This is a genomic window from Chryseobacterium candidae, assembly GCF_004916905.1.
GTDB lineage: Bacteria > Bacteroidota > Bacteroidia > Flavobacteriales > Weeksellaceae > Chryseobacterium > Chryseobacterium candidae.
Genome location: NZ_SDLV01000003.1, coordinates 394314 through 411075, shown reverse-complemented (window position 1 = coordinate 411075; position 16762 = coordinate 394314). Strand labels below are relative to the sequence as shown.

14 protein-coding genes are annotated in these 16762 nt (G+C 36.4%); 6 read left to right on the top strand and 8 right to left on the bottom strand.

Translation table 11 applies throughout. The annotated features are described in order from the left end of the window. Nucleotides 1-107: 107 nt before the first annotated feature. The 4 genes from hemE to hemA are packed head-to-tail and all read right to left on the bottom strand — an operon-like array spanning nucleotide 108 to nucleotide 4096. Nucleotides 108-1139, bottom strand: a complete 1032-nt coding sequence (gene hemE / locus EK417_RS02550; RefSeq protein WP_034691752.1) for a uroporphyrinogen decarboxylase — start codon at nucleotides 1137-1139, stop codon at nucleotides 108-110. 47 nt (nucleotides 1140-1186) lie between these two features. After that, nucleotides 1187-1870, bottom strand: coding sequence for a uroporphyrinogen-III synthase (locus tag EK417_RS02545; RefSeq protein ID WP_076596454.1), 684 nt, complete (start codon nucleotides 1868-1870; stop codon nucleotides 1187-1189). Between the two features lie 56 nt (nucleotides 1871-1926). Beyond that, entirely contained in the window at nucleotides 1927-2835 is a 909-nt protein-coding gene (gene hemC, locus EK417_RS02540) for a hydroxymethylbilane synthase (protein WP_076596453.1), read from the bottom strand. Beyond that, nucleotides 2822-4096, bottom strand: a complete 1275-nt coding sequence (gene hemA / locus EK417_RS02535) for a glutamyl-tRNA reductase (protein ID WP_076596452.1) — start codon at nucleotides 4094-4096, stop codon at nucleotides 2822-2824. The genes hemC and hemA overlap by 14 nt, the downstream gene beginning before the upstream one ends. A gap of 402 nt (nucleotides 4097-4498) precedes the next feature. On the opposite strand from hemA, the gene EK417_RS02530 reads away from it, so the two are divergent. From EK417_RS02530 to EK417_RS02505, 6 genes are all read left to right on the top strand, one after another. Then, entirely contained in the window at nucleotides 4499-5524 is a 1026-nt protein-coding gene (locus tag EK417_RS02530; protein ID WP_045491741.1) for a rod shape-determining protein, read from the top strand. A gap of 28 nt (nucleotides 5525-5552) precedes the next feature. Next, nucleotides 5553-6407: a rod shape-determining protein MreC gene (mreC, locus tag EK417_RS02525; RefSeq protein ID WP_076596451.1), complete on the top strand. Its 855-nt coding sequence runs from the start codon at nucleotides 5553-5555 to the stop codon at nucleotides 6405-6407. Continuing rightward, nucleotides 6400-6906 carry a rod shape-determining protein MreD gene (locus EK417_RS02520; RefSeq protein ID WP_076596450.1) on the top strand — a complete coding sequence of 169 codons (507 nt, stop codon included), beginning with the start codon at nucleotides 6400-6402 and terminating at the stop codon, nucleotides 6904-6906. Before mreC ends, EK417_RS02520 begins: the two co-directional genes overlap by 8 nt. Next, nucleotides 6903-8948 carry a penicillin-binding transpeptidase domain-containing protein gene (locus tag EK417_RS02515; RefSeq protein ID WP_076596449.1) on the top strand — a complete coding sequence of 682 codons (2046 nt, stop codon included), beginning with the start codon at nucleotides 6903-6905 and terminating at the stop codon, nucleotides 8946-8948. The genes EK417_RS02520 and EK417_RS02515 overlap by 4 nt, the downstream gene beginning before the upstream one ends. After that, nucleotides 8945-10174, top strand: a complete 1230-nt coding sequence (gene rodA, locus EK417_RS02510; RefSeq protein WP_110366567.1) for a rod shape-determining protein RodA — start codon at nucleotides 8945-8947, stop codon at nucleotides 10172-10174. Before EK417_RS02515 ends, rodA begins: the two co-directional genes overlap by 4 nt. Nucleotides 10175-10277: 103 nt before the next feature. Further along, entirely contained in the window at nucleotides 10278-10853 is a 576-nt protein-coding gene (locus tag EK417_RS02505; protein ID WP_136521241.1) for a pentapeptide repeat-containing protein, read from the top strand. A gap of 184 nt (nucleotides 10854-11037) precedes the next feature. Here EK417_RS02505 and EK417_RS02500 read toward each other — a convergent pair whose 3' ends face one another. The 4 genes from EK417_RS02500 to EK417_RS21675 all read right to left on the bottom strand — a co-directional run bounded on the left by EK417_RS02500 (nucleotide 11038) and on the right by EK417_RS21675 (nucleotide 16676). Beyond that, entirely contained in the window at nucleotides 11038-11748 is a 711-nt protein-coding gene (locus tag EK417_RS02500; protein WP_076596446.1) for a C40 family peptidase, read from the bottom strand. A gap of 339 nt (nucleotides 11749-12087) precedes the next feature. Continuing rightward, complete coding sequence (locus tag EK417_RS02495; protein WP_076596445.1) at nucleotides 12088-14283, bottom strand: glutamine synthetase III family protein; 2196 nt, start codon at nucleotides 14281-14283, stop codon at nucleotides 12088-12090. Between the two features lie 167 nt (nucleotides 14284-14450). Next, a complete protein-coding gene (locus EK417_RS02490; protein ID WP_136521240.1) occupies nucleotides 14451-15857 on the bottom strand; it encodes a T9SS type A sorting domain-containing protein in 1407 nt (468 codons plus the stop codon). Nucleotides 15858-16499: 642 nt separating this feature from the next. Further along, nucleotides 16500-16676, bottom strand: coding sequence for a transposase (locus EK417_RS21675; protein ID WP_083688865.1), 177 nt, complete (start codon nucleotides 16674-16676; stop codon nucleotides 16500-16502). Nucleotides 16677-16762: the final 86 nt, after the last annotated feature.

Below are 16762 nucleotides of genomic sequence, written 5' to 3'. Positions count from 1 at the left end.
ATAATATAAGTTGATTAAGTGTCAACTTATTTTAGGACGGGACAATTACAATAAAAAAGCCCTGTTAATGGATAACAAGGCTTTTATATTTTCTTAAGAGAATAATCTTATACATTCGGTTTCCAGTCAACTACCGCTCTGATGAATGCTTCAGCATTTTCAACAGGTACATTCGGTAGAATTCCATGACCTAAGTTGGCAATATATCTGTCTTTTCCAAAACGGTTAATCATTTCATTCACCATCTTCTTAATCGTTTCAGGGGTTGAATGAAGCCTTGCAGGATCAAAATTCCCCTGCAGCGTCATCGTATGGTTGGTCAGGGTTCTTGCGAATTCGGGCTTAATAGTCCAGTCTACCCCAAGAGCAGAAGCTTTAGACATGGTCATATCTTCCAGTGCAAACCAGCATCCTTTTCCAAATACCACAACATGCGTAAGCGGGCTTAATGCTTCAACAATCTGGTTGATATACTGCCATGAGAATTCCTGATAATCTGTAGGAGAAAGCATTCCTCCCCAGGAATCAAAAACCTGTACTGCAGAAACTCCTTTTTCTACTTTTCTCTTTAAATAGGCAATCGTAGTATCTGTGATTTTTTGTAATAATAAATGAGCGGCTTCAGGCTGCTGGAAACAGAAAGATTTTGCAATATCAAAAGCTTTACTTCCTTTTCCTTCCACACAGTAGCAAAGGATAGTCCATGGAGAACCCGCAAAACCGATCAATGGAATATCATTGTCCAGCTTCTGGAGAGTAAGTTCAATAGCATCAAAAACGTAACCTAAAGTGTCATTCACATCCGGAGTTTCAATATTCTGGACCTGCTCCATCGTTCTGATTGGAGTATCCAGCCATGGGCCAACAGATTCTTTCATTTTGAAATCAATTCCCATTGCCTGCGGAACTACCAGGATATCAGAAAACAGAATCGCGGCATCCAGAGGAAATCTTCGGATAGGCTGCAGAGTGATCTCTGCGGCAAGTTCAGGAGTCTGGCATCTTGTAAAAAAATCATATTGATCTCTTAAAGCAATGAATTCCGGCAGATATCTTCCAGCCTGCCTCATCATCCAGACAGGAGGTCTTTCAACGGTTTCTCCGCGAAGTGCTTTTAAATATAGGTCGTTTTTTATCATAATCTATTGTAACTAATATTACCGGCAATATTTCGGTAACAGATATTCTAAATTCTACTTCCGATTTCTTTTCTGATCAATGCAAAGATGGATGTCAGGGTATTTTCTTCAGAAGTAAAAATTTCTTCCTGCGTATAATTTCTCAGCTCACCGGAAGTGGTTTCGCCAATGGAAAAAAGCTTCATGCCTTCCAGAGAATTTCGCCTTGCAAAACTACGAACTCCGCTCGGACTAAAAAATACCACAGCATGATATTTTTCAGTTATTACAGGATTGATTTCCTCTGTATTATAAATTGTAACTTTTTTGTACTTAATGTTTTGTAACGGAAGGTCTTTGTCCAGAACGTTAATGGCAAGATTGCCGCAGAAATGAAGGAACTGCTCGTGCTGGCATTTTCCGATAATGAATCTGGAAAGTGTTTCAGCATTCTTAAGTACCTTAAATGTCCCAAAGCCATGCTTCCTTAGTTCTCTTTTGGTCTTTTCCCCTACACAATAGATCTTGTTGTAGTTTTTGGCTGTAAAATTCTCATTGGGTTTGAATCTGTTTTTAAAAAAAGAAGCAACTCCATTGACACTGGTGAAAATAAGAGAATAATTCTTCAGTTCAAAAGGACTGATCATGATGGGTTTGGTCTTAATCACCTCAACACAGTCAACCAAAATATCCTCTCCTAATTCTTTGGATATAAGCGTATGGTCTATATTTTTGGTAAATAAGATTTTCATGTCTGTAAAATTAAGAAGATGAAAAAGTGCGGCTAAAGGGATTTACATCTGAAATATCAGATCTGGCTTTTGATTTCTGCCATTAATTCTTTCCCTCCGTTTTCAAGAACAACTTGTGCAAACTTTTCTCCAAAATTCTCAGCTGGAGTATATACAAAATTTTCATCCACAGCAATGCAGTTTTTCCCGTCCAGAGAGCAAAGTGCTGCTTTGAAGCGGATCTGGTCGCCGATGATTTCTGCAAAAGCGCCGATAGGTGCAGTACAGCCTCCTTCTAAAGTGCTCAGGAAGTTTCTTTCAATTTCCACACAGATCTGAGTCTGCTGGTGATTGATCTGGCGTACAATTTCGTTGATCTCCGGTTTGTCGGTATGTCCGGCTACAGAGATTACCCCTTGTGATGGAGCAGAGATCATTAATGGAAGCATTTCATAATCAATTTCCATTTTCATTCTTTTGATTCCCGCCAAAGATAAAATGGTAGCATCAAAATCTCCGTCTTCCAGTTTTTGAAGCCTTGTCTGAATATTTCCACGGATATCCGAAAAATCAGTAGCCGGATAATTTCTCAGCCAGAAAGCTCTTCTTCTCAAGCTGCTGGTAGCCAGTTTAAGCTCGTGGAATTCTTTATTCCTTGCAGATTCTTTTCTGATCAGAATATCCTGTGGATAATCTCTTTCCAGATAAGCGATCATCTCAATATTTTGAGGCAATTGAGTAGGAACGTCTTTTAAAGAATGTACGGCAATATCAATTTCGTCATTCAGTAAGGCAATATCAAGGTCTCTTGTGAAAACCCCGGTAATTCCTAAAGAATAAAGCGGCTGATTGAGGTTCTTATCGCCAGAAGAAACGATAGGAACAATTTCCGTTAAATAATTGTTGTTCTGAAGGTGCCTCGCAACCTCTCTAGCCTGCCAAAGTGCAAGTGCGGAATTTCTTGTTCCGATTCTAATGCTTTTCATTGAATTCGTTGTTTGGTTGTTCAACTAATATTTCGTGCATTAATTTACTAATTTCTTCGGCTTTTAAAGGATTATCGATGATATATTTTGCAAAACGGTTGGTGATTTTCTGGATCATTTTGTCAGAAAGTTCCATGTCCGTGATGTTTATGTATTTATTCTTTTTATAAAAATTATGCATTTCATTGCGTTCCATGTTTTTTAGAACTGCTTTGAAATGATGAATATTGGGTGCCAGCTTTCTCTTTTTCTCCCATTCAATAAAGTCTTTCATCAGTTCCTTAATGATTTTTTCAGCTTTAGGGATTTCTTTTTCGCGCTGTTGAATCGTTTCCTGAATCTGTTTTGAAAGCTCATCTACGTCAATCAGAGTTACGTTTTTATTTTCAGTAACATTCTTTTCAACATTATGCGGAATAGAAAGATCAATGATCAGCGTTTCTTTCCCGTTCGGGAAATGAGACTGGTTAACAATAGGATGTTTGGCCCCTGTTGCCACAATAAGAATATCTGTATTTTTTAATTCCTGGTCAAAATCAGAATAATCAACATGAGGAATATTATATTTCTGGGAAATCTTTTCTGCTTTCTCCTGAGTTCTGTTGGCGATTTTAATTTTCGGCTGATAGACATGTTTTACCAGATTTTCAACAGTATTCTGTCCAATTTCACCTACTCCCAAAAGAAGAATATTTTTTTCAGTGATTCTCTTCTGGTTATTTAGAATGTAATGAACCGCGGCATAAGAAACAGAAGCTGCACCATTGGAGATACCGGTTTCATTTTTTATTCTTTTCGAAATCTGAATAGCCGAATTGATGGCTCTTTCCAGATAAGGATTAGAATTTTGTCTTTCTTTTTTGAAACGGCTGTATGCTTTTTTAATCTGTCCGATAATTTCAAAATCCCCGATAATCTGACTTTCAAGGCCGGCCGCTACCCTGAAAAGATGAATCAAAGCTTCCTCTTTGGTAAGGATATTAGCGAATTGAAGAAAGTCTGTTAGTTGTACTCCAATTGTTTTGCAATACTCTTCTGCTACTAAGAGGTAATTGGGAGAAGTGGTATAGATTTCCGTCCTGTTACAGGTGGAAACAACAAATGCATCGCCCAGATCTTCCTCATGAACTCTGGAAACAAAGTTTTTGATGTTCTCATCAAAGAATGCAAACTTTCCTCTCGTTTCTACATCGGCTTTCTCGTAGCTTATTGAAAGCACGGCAAAATTTGACGTTCGATGAATGTTGGAATACTGTAACATAGGTAGTAGCAAATTTACGATTTTTTTAATTAACCTTTCTCAGATAGTGTATATGATAATTATCGTAAAAAACTATAAAAGGAAGAAAAAGATCTTTATGACGGCAAGGCAAAACTTTAAATTGATAAAAATTGCTTATTTTGATCATGATTGTTAATGTTCTTTATTTTATTTGATCTTGTTTGTGCAGATTTCTGGTCTTTTTATCCTTCCGTTATTTCGCTTTTTAACCCTTTTAATATCCCATTAATTTTAGTTGAAATCAAACTCTGTAAATGTCTAAATTGAAAGTTAATAAAGAATTATAAATTTTAATAAAATTTTAACCAAATTAAGTTGTTGGGAAATTTCTTTAGTAGTCTTAAATTTATATCTTTGTATTCTTAAAATCAGAAGAAAAATATGAGTTTATTTGATATGTTTACGCAAGAAATTGCGATAGACCTGGGAACGGCTAATACCCTTATTATCCATAATAATAAAATTGTTATAGATCAACCGTCAATTGTTGCAATTGAACGTTCTACGGGTAAACCCATTGCTGTAGGGGAACAGGCTAAGCATATGCAAGGTAAAACTCACGAGGATATCAAAACCATCCGTCCTTTGAAAGATGGAGTTATTGCTGATTTTCACGCTTCTGAACACATGATTAAGGAATTCATCAAGAAAATTCCCGGAATCAAAGGTAAATTCATTCAACCAGCATTACGAATTGTAATCTGTATCCCTTCTGGTATTACTGAAGTTGAAAAAAGAGCAGTAAGAGACTCTGCTCAGAAAGTAAATGCAAAAGAAGTAAGATTAATCTACGAACCAATGGCAGCTGCAATTGGGGTAGGGATTGACGTTCAAAAGCCTGAAGGAAATATGATCATCGATATAGGTGGTGGTACTACGGAAATTGCTGTAGTAGCTTTGGGAGGTATTGTATGTGATAAATCTGTGAAGATTGCCGGAGATGTTTTTACCAATGATATTGCTTATTACTTAAGAACTCACCATAACCTTTATATCGGAGAAAGAACCGCAGAAAGAATCAAAATTGAAGTAGGTTCTGCAGTAGAAGATCTTGATGTAGATATCGAAGATATCCCGGTACAGGGTAGAGACCTTATTACTGGTAAGCCTAAAGAAATTATGGTTGGATACAAAGAGATTGCAAGAGCATTAGACAAATCAATCATCAGAATTGAAGATGCTGTAATGGAAACATTATCTCTTACACCACCGGAACTTGCCGCGGATATCTACAAAACAGGTATTTATCTTGCTGGAGGCGGGGCATTATTGAGAGGTCTTGCGGACAGAATTCACAAAAAGACAGGTCTTCCTGTATTTGTTGCTGAAGATCCGTTGAGAGCTGTAGTTCGCGGAACAGGTATTGCCCTTAAGAATATGGATAAGTTCAATTTCTTAATTAAATAATTTTAACTTTTTACGACTTTATATCTGAATGGGATTTTTGCTGAGATTATTTTCGAAGAATACTCTTTTCGTCTTCTTTATATTCCTGCAAATTATTGCTCTGGTTTTGATATTCTCAAGAAATGCCATGCAGAGATCCTGGATTGCAGGCCAAACGGCTGCTTTTAATTCCTGGGTTTCCGGATATATTGATGAAGGAGTTTCTTATCTGAAGCTAAAACAGATCAATGAAGATCTTGTGGTTCAGAATAAAGCCCTTATGACTGAACTCTATGGAAAAGACGGAGAGAAAAATCCGGTTTTCAAAAGAGTTCATGATACTATTGGTGGCGGGCAGATCTATACTTTTGTTGATGGAGAGATTGTTTTTAACAGTATCAACAGAAGAAACAACTACTTTACAATCAACCGCGGACGCAGAGACGGAGTCTTTCCTCAAATGGGAGTAATGGCACCAAGAGGTATTGCGGGAATTGTAATCAATTCTACAGACAGTTATGCATTGGTTCAATCAGTATTAAGTGTAAACAAGATCAGAATTAATGCAGCACTTAAAAACTCAGGGTATTTTGGTACTTTAACATGGAATGGAGATAATTCAAGGGTCATGCACCTGGCGGATATCCCAAAATATGTAGCCCTGAAAGTAGGTGATACCGTTGTTACAGACGGAAAATCTGCTATTTTCCCTAAAGGAGTAACAATCGGGACTATTGCAGGATATTCTGTAGACAATAAAACCGGCTTCTGGGATATTTCCGTAGAGCTGAGTGAAAAAATGGGAGCGTTGAATAAAGTGTATGTAGTGAAGAATCTTAAGAAAGCAGAAGTGCAGAAGATTCAGGATACTCTACAGGCTGTAATAAAAAAGGAAAATGATTAGCAGGACTTTATTTACCGATATATTGATCATGATCTTTCTTGTGGCATTACAAATTTTTGTATTGAACAGGATTACACTTTTGGGGAAATATACTCCGGTATTATATCCTGTGTTTGTTATGTTCTATCCGTTTTTCAGGAATAAATTTCAGTTCCTGGGACTGAGCTTTTTAATAGGGCTGTCTATTGACGGCTTCCTCTATTCCTGGGGAATCAATGCATTTGCAACAACGTTAATTGCCTATTTCAGAACGTTGATATTCAGGACTTCCACAGATACGTCTACGGACTTTTTCTCTTTTCAGTCCCTTCAATGGGCGCAGTTTTTGCTGTTTTTATTTTCAAGTATTTTCCTGCATCAGCTTCTAGTACAGTATATTGAGTTCTTTAAGTTTAGCAGGTTTTTTGAAATATTATTTAATGTGTTGGTGACAAGTGTAATTTCATTTATCTTTATAGTCATCTACGCATTAATATTTAAAATCAAACAAAAAGTTTGAACACACGTTATTTAAAAATTTTTTCCATCCTCGTTATCATCGCCCTGATCTTTGTGGCGAGGCTTTCATATTTGCAGTTGTTTACAGACCGTTATGCATTAAATGCAGCGAATACTTCCATTAAAACAGAATACGTCATTCCGCAGCGTGGGGTTATTTTTGATAGAAATGGTAAAATCATGGTGGGTAACCAGCCTGCTTATGAAATTTCGTTTACTCAGGCTTTGATGAAACCTGATTTTGATACTCTGGCTTTCTGTAGTTTGATGAAAATTACAAAACAGGATTTTATCAATAAAGTCAATACTATCAAAAAGGAAAAATATTATTCTAAGCTGACGCCGATGACTTTCATTAAAGACCTCAGCAGAGAAGATATTGCAAGAGTTCAGGAAATTATTTTTAAATATCCTGCATTTAATATTGTATCAAGACCTCAGCGTCAGTACGAAGTTTCCACATCAGGAAACCTTCTCGGTTATACCAGTGAGGTAAACGAAAGAGATATTAAAAAAGATTCTCTCTACTATTTACCGGGAGATTTTATTGGAAAAACAGGGGTTGAAAAATCCTACGAAAAAGAACTTCGTGGAGTAAAAGGAGTGAAATATATCCAGAAAGATATCAGGCTTCGGAATATTGGCTCCTATAAGAACGGTGCTTTAGATAAAGATGTGATTACGGGTAAAGATATTACATTAACCATTGATTACGATCTTCAGAGAACAGCGGAAGAAATGCTGGTGAACAAACATGGTGCAATTGTGGCCTTAGACCCTAATAATGGAGAAGTCTTGGTAGCCGCAACCGGACCGGATATTGACCCCAACCTTTTTACCGGACCTAATAAATCAAAAAACTTATATGCCCTTTCAAAAGATACGCTTTATGAAAATAAACCTACTTTTGACCGTTCTTTACAGGCAGGATATCCCCCGGGATCAACTTTCAAATTACTGACCGCTTTAGCGGCAATGCAGATGGGAGTGATGGATGAGAAAACAATCTTCCCTTGTGGAGGAGGATTTTTCTATAAAGGAAAAAGAATTAAAGGTCATGGTGGAGCAGATCCGCTTATTCCTTCCATTCAGGTTTCCAGTAACTGTTTTTTCACCTACGCATTTATTGCCATTATCAAAAAATATCCGGGAAATCCTTCAAAAGGCGTTGATGAGTGGAAAAAAATAATGAGCAGCTTCGGAGTCGGAGAATTTTTAAATAATGACTTTGCTGTCGGGGCAAAAGGAAGAATACCTTCAGGAGATTTTTACGAAAAAAGATTTAAAGCAATCATGAAGGCAAGCGGTTCCCAGAGAACTGATTTTAAAAACTGGGATGAAATGTCCACCGGTGCTATTTATAATGGAATGGGGCAGGGAGATGTTTTGGTAACTCCTATTCAGCTGGCCAATTATGTAGCAGCTATTGCTAACAGAGGATGGTATTATACTCCTCATATCGTAAAAGCAATTGATGGGAAACCCAATCCAGATCCAAGATTTAAGGTTAAACATAAGACATTAGTTGATCCGAAGCATTTCGAACCGGTATTGAAAGGAATGGAAGCTGTAGTGCTGAGAGGAACTGCAAGAGGATTGAAATCCAATGATTTTACACAATTAGCAAAAACAGGAACAGCGCAGGTACCGCAAGGAAAGGATAATTCCATCTTTGTATTAATTGCTCCTGCTGATAAACCCAAAATTGTTGTGGTAGCAGTAATGGAGCATGCCGGATTTGGAGCTACCTGGGCAGGACCAGCCTGTACAGTGATTGCTGAAAAGTATATTACAGGTGATCTGAAAAGAGAACATCTTTACAAAAAAATGATCACATCGAGTTTCATGCCTGAATACAAAAGGCAGTGGATTGCAGATTTGAAACGTAAAGGCTTATATATTGATCCTAAACCTGACTCAATCAGACAGAAAAGAATAAAGGATAGTCTGGAGCAGGTGAAACAGCAAAAAGCAAAACTGCAAAAGAAGATAGAAGAGGAAACCAAAAAGAATAACACTGCTAAAAAAACTGTGAAGCAATGAAATGGACAGAAGGAATAGATAAACTGGGGCTTGGGCTGTACTTCCTGCTTTGCATTTTTGCCATTGCAAATATTTACAGTGTGGACCAGAAACTGGGAGAAAAACAACTGGTTTTTTTCTGTATTTCATTATTTGTGGGGCTTATCATCTTTTTCAGCAGAAGTAAATTCTTTGAGAATATGGCAGGGATTATTTATATTGGCGGCGTATTGCTGCTCATAGGACTTTTCCCTTTTGGTAAAGAGATCCTGGGGCAGAAGAACTGGTATAAATTCGGAAGTTTTACCATGCAGCCTGTAGAATTTGCAAAGATAGGAACAGCTTTAATGCTGGCTAATTATGTTTCAGGGCCAGATTTCAATCTTAAAAACAAGAAGTCTTTGTGGACTACTTTAGCCATAATTGGTATTCCGGCAGCAGTAGTTCTTGCTATCCCGGATGTAGGTTCCATGCTAGTATTTATTGCATTTTTCATTGCTTTGTATAGAGAAGGACTGAGCGGCCTTTTATTCGGTATAGGATTTGTTTTTGCCGGAGTTTTTCTGATCTCTCTGGCTATTCCTCCTATTTATGTTACGATTGCAGTGTTATTGATTGCAGGAGTTCTTATTGCAATGAATTATCATAGAATGTCTTGGGATGTTATTTCAATTTCAGGAATTGCAGGTTCCATTCTTTTATTGTGCGGACTGGCTTTCGGTTCTCCTTATATTTTAGAAAAACTTCCTAAGCACCAGAGAGAAAGAATTGAGGTTCTTTACAAAGGGGAAAAGGCATTCAGGGATACTTCGGGATACAACCTGTTGTATTCCAAAACAGCGATCGGTTCCGGTGGACTGTGGGGAAAAGGATATCGTGAAGGATCAGTTACTCAGGGTAAATTTGTTCCGGAGCAGCAGACAGATTATATTTTTTGCGCGGTTGGGGAAGAATGGGGTTTTGTTGGAAGTGCTCTTCTGGTGCTTGCTTATTTGGTTTACATAGGAAGAATCTATTATCTTTCTGAACAGCAGAAATCTACTTTTAACCGTGTTTTTGGGTATTGTTTTGCTTCGATTCTGTTGATGCACTTTTCGATCAACCTGGGGATGGTTATGGGGCTTTTTCCTACTGTAGGGATTCCGCTTCCTTATTTCAGTTATGGAGGAAGTTCTTTACTGGCCTTCTCTATGATGACTTTTATTTTCTTTAAACTTAATTATTCGGATAAAAACAGTTTGGTGTAATGTTTTGGAGTTAAAAGGACTCTCAAAAACTAGTATTTACCCATTTGATAAGCCTGCAGATTGCAGGGTATATTGTCGTATCATAAAACATAAAACATAAAAGATGAAAGAAGCTTACGTCCTGGATCAGGATTTTGAAAATACCGACCTTTCTCAAATAGAAAAGGGCGGGTACGAAAACTGTACGTTCAGAAACTGTAATTTTGAATACGGAAATCTATCCGGTTTCAGCTTTACAGACTGTGAGTTTTCAGGGTGTAATCTCAGCATGGCGAAATTGGTAAAAACGTCTTTTCATGAGGTTGTTTTCAAAGAATGTAAGATGTTTGGCCTTCAGTTCGGTGATTGTAATGCCTTCGGATTATCTTTTATGTTTGATGGAAGTGCTCTCAATAATTCGCTTTTTTATCAGACATCTGTTAAGAAAACAGTTTTCAGAAATTCCAAATTGATTGAGGTAGATTTTAGTGAATGTGATTTGTCCAATGCAGTCTTCAATAACTGCGATCTCTCAGGCGCTGTTTTTGATGGCACAAATCTGGAAAAAGCGGATTTCCGTACATCGGTTAATTATTCAATAGATCCTGCCTTAAACAGGCTTAAAAAAGCTAAATTTTCTCTTTCTGAAATCTATGGACTGTTGTATAAGTTAGATATTGAAATTGATAAGAACAGTTGATATCTTCAGTTGTGTAATAACTGCTATATTAAAATGTCAGAATTAAATCAATAGGAGCGGATTTTAACCGCTTTTCTCTTTAACTGCTATGCCATTGGCTTAACGAAAACTTACCAAAAATGTGCACATAAAAAAGCCATCAGAAATCTGATGGCTTCATTATTTAAATCAATTATTTATAAAATTAAAAATTTGCTGGTGTAGCCGGAGTAGAGGCAGCTAAGTTATTATAAGTTTCTCCTTCTTCGTTGATCACTCTCTTGGCGAATCTGAATTTAGGTCCCCAATAAGAATCATTCAGTGAAGAAATCATTACTCCTTTTGATGTTGCTGCGTGGATAAATTTAATCTCACCTTCTTCAGAAACACTTTCTACAATACCTACGTGAGAAATTCTTCTTCCATGAGAAAAGAAGATCAAATCTCCCTTCTGTAGTTCTCCTTTTTCTACTCTTTCACCTTCCTGGGCCTGAGAAGCCGCTACTCTGGGTAAGCTAAGGCCTGCTGCTGCCCCGAATACAGAAAGAACAAAAGCTGAACAATCGATACCGTTTCTGGTTGTCCCTCCGTATCTGTAAGGAGTCCCAAGGTATGTTTCAGCTTCTTCAAGGATACCGTCAATGGTTTTATTATGTTTGATTGCTTTTGCAATCTCAGAATTCTTAACTGCTTTTTTAGCACTAGCGATAGATGCCGCCTTTTCTGCAAGGAATGAGTCGATAAGTTTTTGCTTATCCTGCTCCATTTTTTTGTAATCTATAGAAGCTAGTTTGGCATCTGTTTTGTATTCTTTTGTATAAGTTGCTGGTTTTGAAACCACATAATTTGTAGCACACGATTGCAATGAAACTGTAGAGACTAAAGCAACTAAATAAAACAAAACTCTTTTCTTCATATATATTTGATTATCCGTGTTAAAAAGGAATATTTATTTTCAAAAGCAATACAAAAGTAGAGATTCCAAGCAAAAGACCCCTGATATGATAATTGTCAGAATCTTATTTTAACACATTTTAACATATAGTTTGCATATGTTAAAGAAAAATAAACCGCAACAGCCTGTTTTTGGTAAGTGTGCGGTTTTTTTTATTAAGATTCTTTAACAAACTTCTTCGATTTTCTTCTATATATCGGGTTTTGTGATTCAACGTCTTGATTTTCTATGATGTTAACAAAACAAAAAAATTCCCCGGAAAACCGAGGAATTTAAACTAATATGGAACCTTACAGGACGTTATTTTGTAAATAACATTTCTCTGTATTTTGTCATTGGCCAAAGCTCATCGTCAACCATCATTTCCAATGCGTCAGAAGCCTCTCTGATAGGATCGAATAATGGTTTTACTTTGTTACAGTAGTTTTCTGCCTGTTTTTGGCTGTCTGATATGCTTTTTGCAGCTTCTCTGGCTTTGATAAGATCTTCAACCCCAAGCTTGATTTTAGAAACATTTTCAGAAATGCTTGTAATTAAACTCATCTGTTCTTTTGCCAGCGTTTTGAATTCTTTATCGCCAAAGATATCTTTAAGACCTTTTACGTTTTCAATTAATCTGTTCTGATAATTTAATGCAGATGGGATGATGTGGTTTCTGGCGATATCGCTTAACACTCTTGCCTCAATATCAATTACAGTAGAGTATTTCTCTAATTTAATCTCGTTTCTTGCTTCTACTTCTCTGTGGTTGAAAATTCCCATCTCTTCATAAAGATCTAAGAATTTCTTATCCATTTCCTGTTTTAAAGCTTCAGGAGTTGTCTTAAGGTTGTTCAATCCTCTTTTCTTAGCTTCTTTTGCCCAGTCATCAGAATATCCGTCACCTTCAAACATAATGTTTTTACACTGCTTGATGTATTCTCTCAATACATTAAAGATCGCTTCGTCTTTCTTAAGGCCCGTTTCAATTAAAGCATCAACTTCTTTCTTAAAGTCATTAAGCTGTTTAGCAGCAATAGTATTCATTACGGTCATAGACTCTGCGCAGTTTGCAGAAGAACCTACCGCTCTGATCTCAAATTTATTTCCTGTAAATGCAAACGGAGAGGTTCTGTTTCTGTCTGTGTTATCTAAAAGGATTTCAGGAATCTTTCCAACTACATTTAATTTTAATTCTGTTTTCTCTTCCGGTGATAATTTTCCGCTGGTTACTTTTTCAAGTTCTTCCAATACACTGAACAGCTGGCTTCCGATGAATACGGAAATAATGGCTGGTGGCGCTTCGTTGGCACCAAGTCTGTGGTCATTGCTTGCAGAAGCGATACTTGCTCTTAAAAGATCTGCATATTCGTGAACCGCTTTAATAGTGTTAACAAAGAATGTCAGGAACTGTAAATTTTTCTTTGGATTCTTTCCCGGGCTTAACAGGTTTTCACCAGTATCTGTAGCTAAAGACCAGTTGTTGTGTTTTCCGCTTCCGTTTACTCCAGCGAATGGTTTCTCGTGGAACAGGATGTGGAAGTGGTGCTTGTGCGCTACTCTTGCCATGATGTCCATCAACAGAGAGTTGTGGTCTACCGCAACGTTTACTTCTTCAAACATTGGTGCAAGCTCGAACTGGTTCGGAGCAACCTCATTATGTCTTGTTGTTGCAGGAATTCCTAATTTCATACATTCTATTTCCAGCTCTTTCATGAAGTTCATTACTCTTGTAGGAATAGAACCGAAATAGTGGTCGTCCAGCTGCTGTCCTTTTGCCGGAGAATGTCCTAATAAAGTCTTACCTGTTAATACAAGATCCGGACGTGATTGATATAACGCTGAATCAACAAGGAAATATTCCTGCTCCCAGCCCAAAGTAGGCGTTACCTTAGTTACGTTTTTGTCAAAATACTGCATTACATTCGTTGCAGCTTCATCCACTGCGTTCAAAGCTCTTAAAAGAGGTGCTTTATAATCTAACGTTTCTCCTGTATAAGAGATGAAGATAGAAGGAATACATAATGTAGTTCCCATAATGAATGCCGGTGAGGTAGGGTCCCAGGCTGTATAACCTCTTGCTTCAAAAGTATTTCTGATACCTCCGTTAGGGAAAGATGATGCATCAGGCTCCTGTTGGATAAGCATATTTCCGCTGAATCTTTCGATTGCTCTTCCTCCTTCAATGGGTGTAAAGAAAGAATCGTGCTTTTCTGCAGTAGTACCTGTTAAAGGCTGAAACCAGTGAGTATAGTGGGTTACCCCTTTGCTCATTGCCCAGTCTTTCATCGCTACAGCTACCTGATCTGCAATATGTCTCTGGATCTTAGTTCCTTTTTTAATTGCATCCATGATGGAACCGAATGCTTCTTTTGTTAAATATTCTCTCATTGTTTCTTCTGAGAAAACATTTTTACAGAATAGCTCTGATAATTTTGCAGGGATCTCAACAGAGTTGTCTTTTCTGAAATCCTTAAATGGAAGGGTTTCTAATGCTTTGAATCTTAAGGTTGACATAATTGGGTTAATTTTTACAGGGCAAATTTACAAAAAAAATGAATCGGAAGCGTTTTAACCCTAAAAAATTTAGGGGTGTATATGTTTTTTTTTTTTTGAATCAGCCTTTGTTGTTTATATTAAAAAGGCTCGCAAAATTGCAAGCCTTTATAAAATAATATCAGGAACTATTTTTTTATAATAGAGAAAGATTTACCGCTATTACTGGAAGAATTTTTTATTTTTACAATATACATACCAGCCGGCAGGGTAGATAATGATATTTTGATTGTTTTTTTTGAAGTGCCGGTCTTGTGTATTACCTCTCCTAAAGTATTGATAATTTCTATATTATAATTGTCATTAGCAGAACCTAGATTAATATTTAGGTCGTCCGTCACAGGATTTGGATATATGCTTTGATTATTATAAAAAGAATCTGTCTCCAGAGTGGCTAAAGTGCCAAAATGGACATTAATATTAGGAATTCCGTTTATATATGAAAAAGGATAATAATCAAAGGTTGTTTCTCCATTTTGAAGCACAAGTTCTACTTGTAAATTATATTGTCCGTTTGTTATTTCTAATTCGCTTACCGGCATGTTTACAGAAAATGTGTTTCCAACCGGTGGAACCGACCATGCTTTTCTTTCATAAGCTTCACCTCCAACACTATGTGGTGCTGGGTGTGGATCTTGATAAATGTTTATATCTGTTACAGGCCTGTCAGACTGAAATGAACCTGAGACAGTAAGAATGCCATTATTATATGTTGTGTGGAGAGAGGTTAGTCCTGCATTATGATTATTATAATAAGTTCCTCCTGGAGCAGAGGCAAATACTTGGCAGTTATTAAGTATAGCAGATCCTGCTCTGTTAATAAATGTTGGTGAAGCTCCTAATGTTAAATTGCCTGGACCCATAAGGTTCTTTCCTTTATTTGGATTCAAGTTTTCGGAGTTGGTTTGCCTGCTATGTGGCAAATTAAGGCCATGTCCAAGTTCATGCATCATTCCCCCAAACCATTTAGAAAATTCATAAGTACTGGTGCCCACATATTGAATATTAAATTGTGGATAATCAAGTGCAAAACAAGTTTTGCCTACGCCATAAAAAGGAACGTTTGCGGTAGCCTGATCTGGAACGGCTGCAATCACAAGTGTATGCTCACTGGTTTTTTGTGTTGGATTATTCGCAAAATAAGTATTTACTTCATTTTGCATTAAACCAGAATCGGTATAAGGATAGCTTGAAAGGGGTTGGCTTCCATGAATCAAAATAATTTTAACATTATTAGGATTCGCCGTTTCTCTAAAAAGGCCAAATGCCTTGGCACCATATCCATTACTTATCATATTTTGTTTATAAAAATTTTGTCCCCAAAGCATTATAGCACTTAGACGTGTTTTATAAGTTGGATCTAATGGGACATTATTTGCTACAAAATAAACTATATTCAAATTGTTTGGTTGGTTAGAGGAATAACTAATTCCATCATACGTGCTTGTGTAAATTTGAGCTTTGGTTTTGTTGTTAAGAAATAAGCAAATAAGTAAAAATGCCCATTTGTAGATTGTAGAGGTTTTTTTCATCATAATTATTATTAATTTACAAGTTAAATGTTTCAAAAAAATAATAATCTATCCATTAAACTTTAATAGTCGTTGTGAAGAATAGATTTTTTTAATTGCCGTGGCAATTCAGTAAATAAATAAATGTGTTTTTTGCAAATGTAAAAAAACATGAAATATAACCACTATTAATTCCTCTTTATTTAGATGAAAATCTTTATTATACACAATGAATATCATTAAAAAAATATTAAACTGAAATGATAAATTGCAGTTTTGTGTGAATATTACTTCTGGTTATTTTGTTTTACAGCGATATTGTTAAATAATTTCAAGAGAGTTCGGTATAACTATTAAAATAAATAAATCTGTTTAGTATCTGCAGAATTGTTTTTTAGAGAAAGCTTTTTTTAATGAAATTGGATATTATCTGTGCAGAAAAAATAGTATTGAGGTAATTGGGCTATACTTCTGTGTCATAAATGCTGTACCTGATAATATTTTAAGCTGATCAAAGATGGTTTCCATAGTAACTCTTCTGCGCAGCACATAGGCATCGAACATTCAGGTTAAAGATTTTGTTTTCATATATTTTTCGTAAAGTTTTTATATTGCCGTGGATTTCTGTTCATCTAAAGTTGCAGCAGTGATTATACAATCAATAATTCAGCCTTTGTCATTGGTAAAAAACATGAAGTTTAAAACTGTAAAATCACCCCAGAAAAACAGGCCCCTTTTGGCAATTTCTTTAAAGGTTTTATACTTATGAATTCTCCTGCTGTGGCACAACCTCAAAGCCTTAATATCTAAATGGCTGATCCCGGAACAATTGGATAGATTGATTTTTACTTTTCAGGAAAATGCTTTTTCGTAAATTTTCATACAGCCAGGATAAAAGGATTTAAATTTTCCGTCCCTTTTCTAATAGC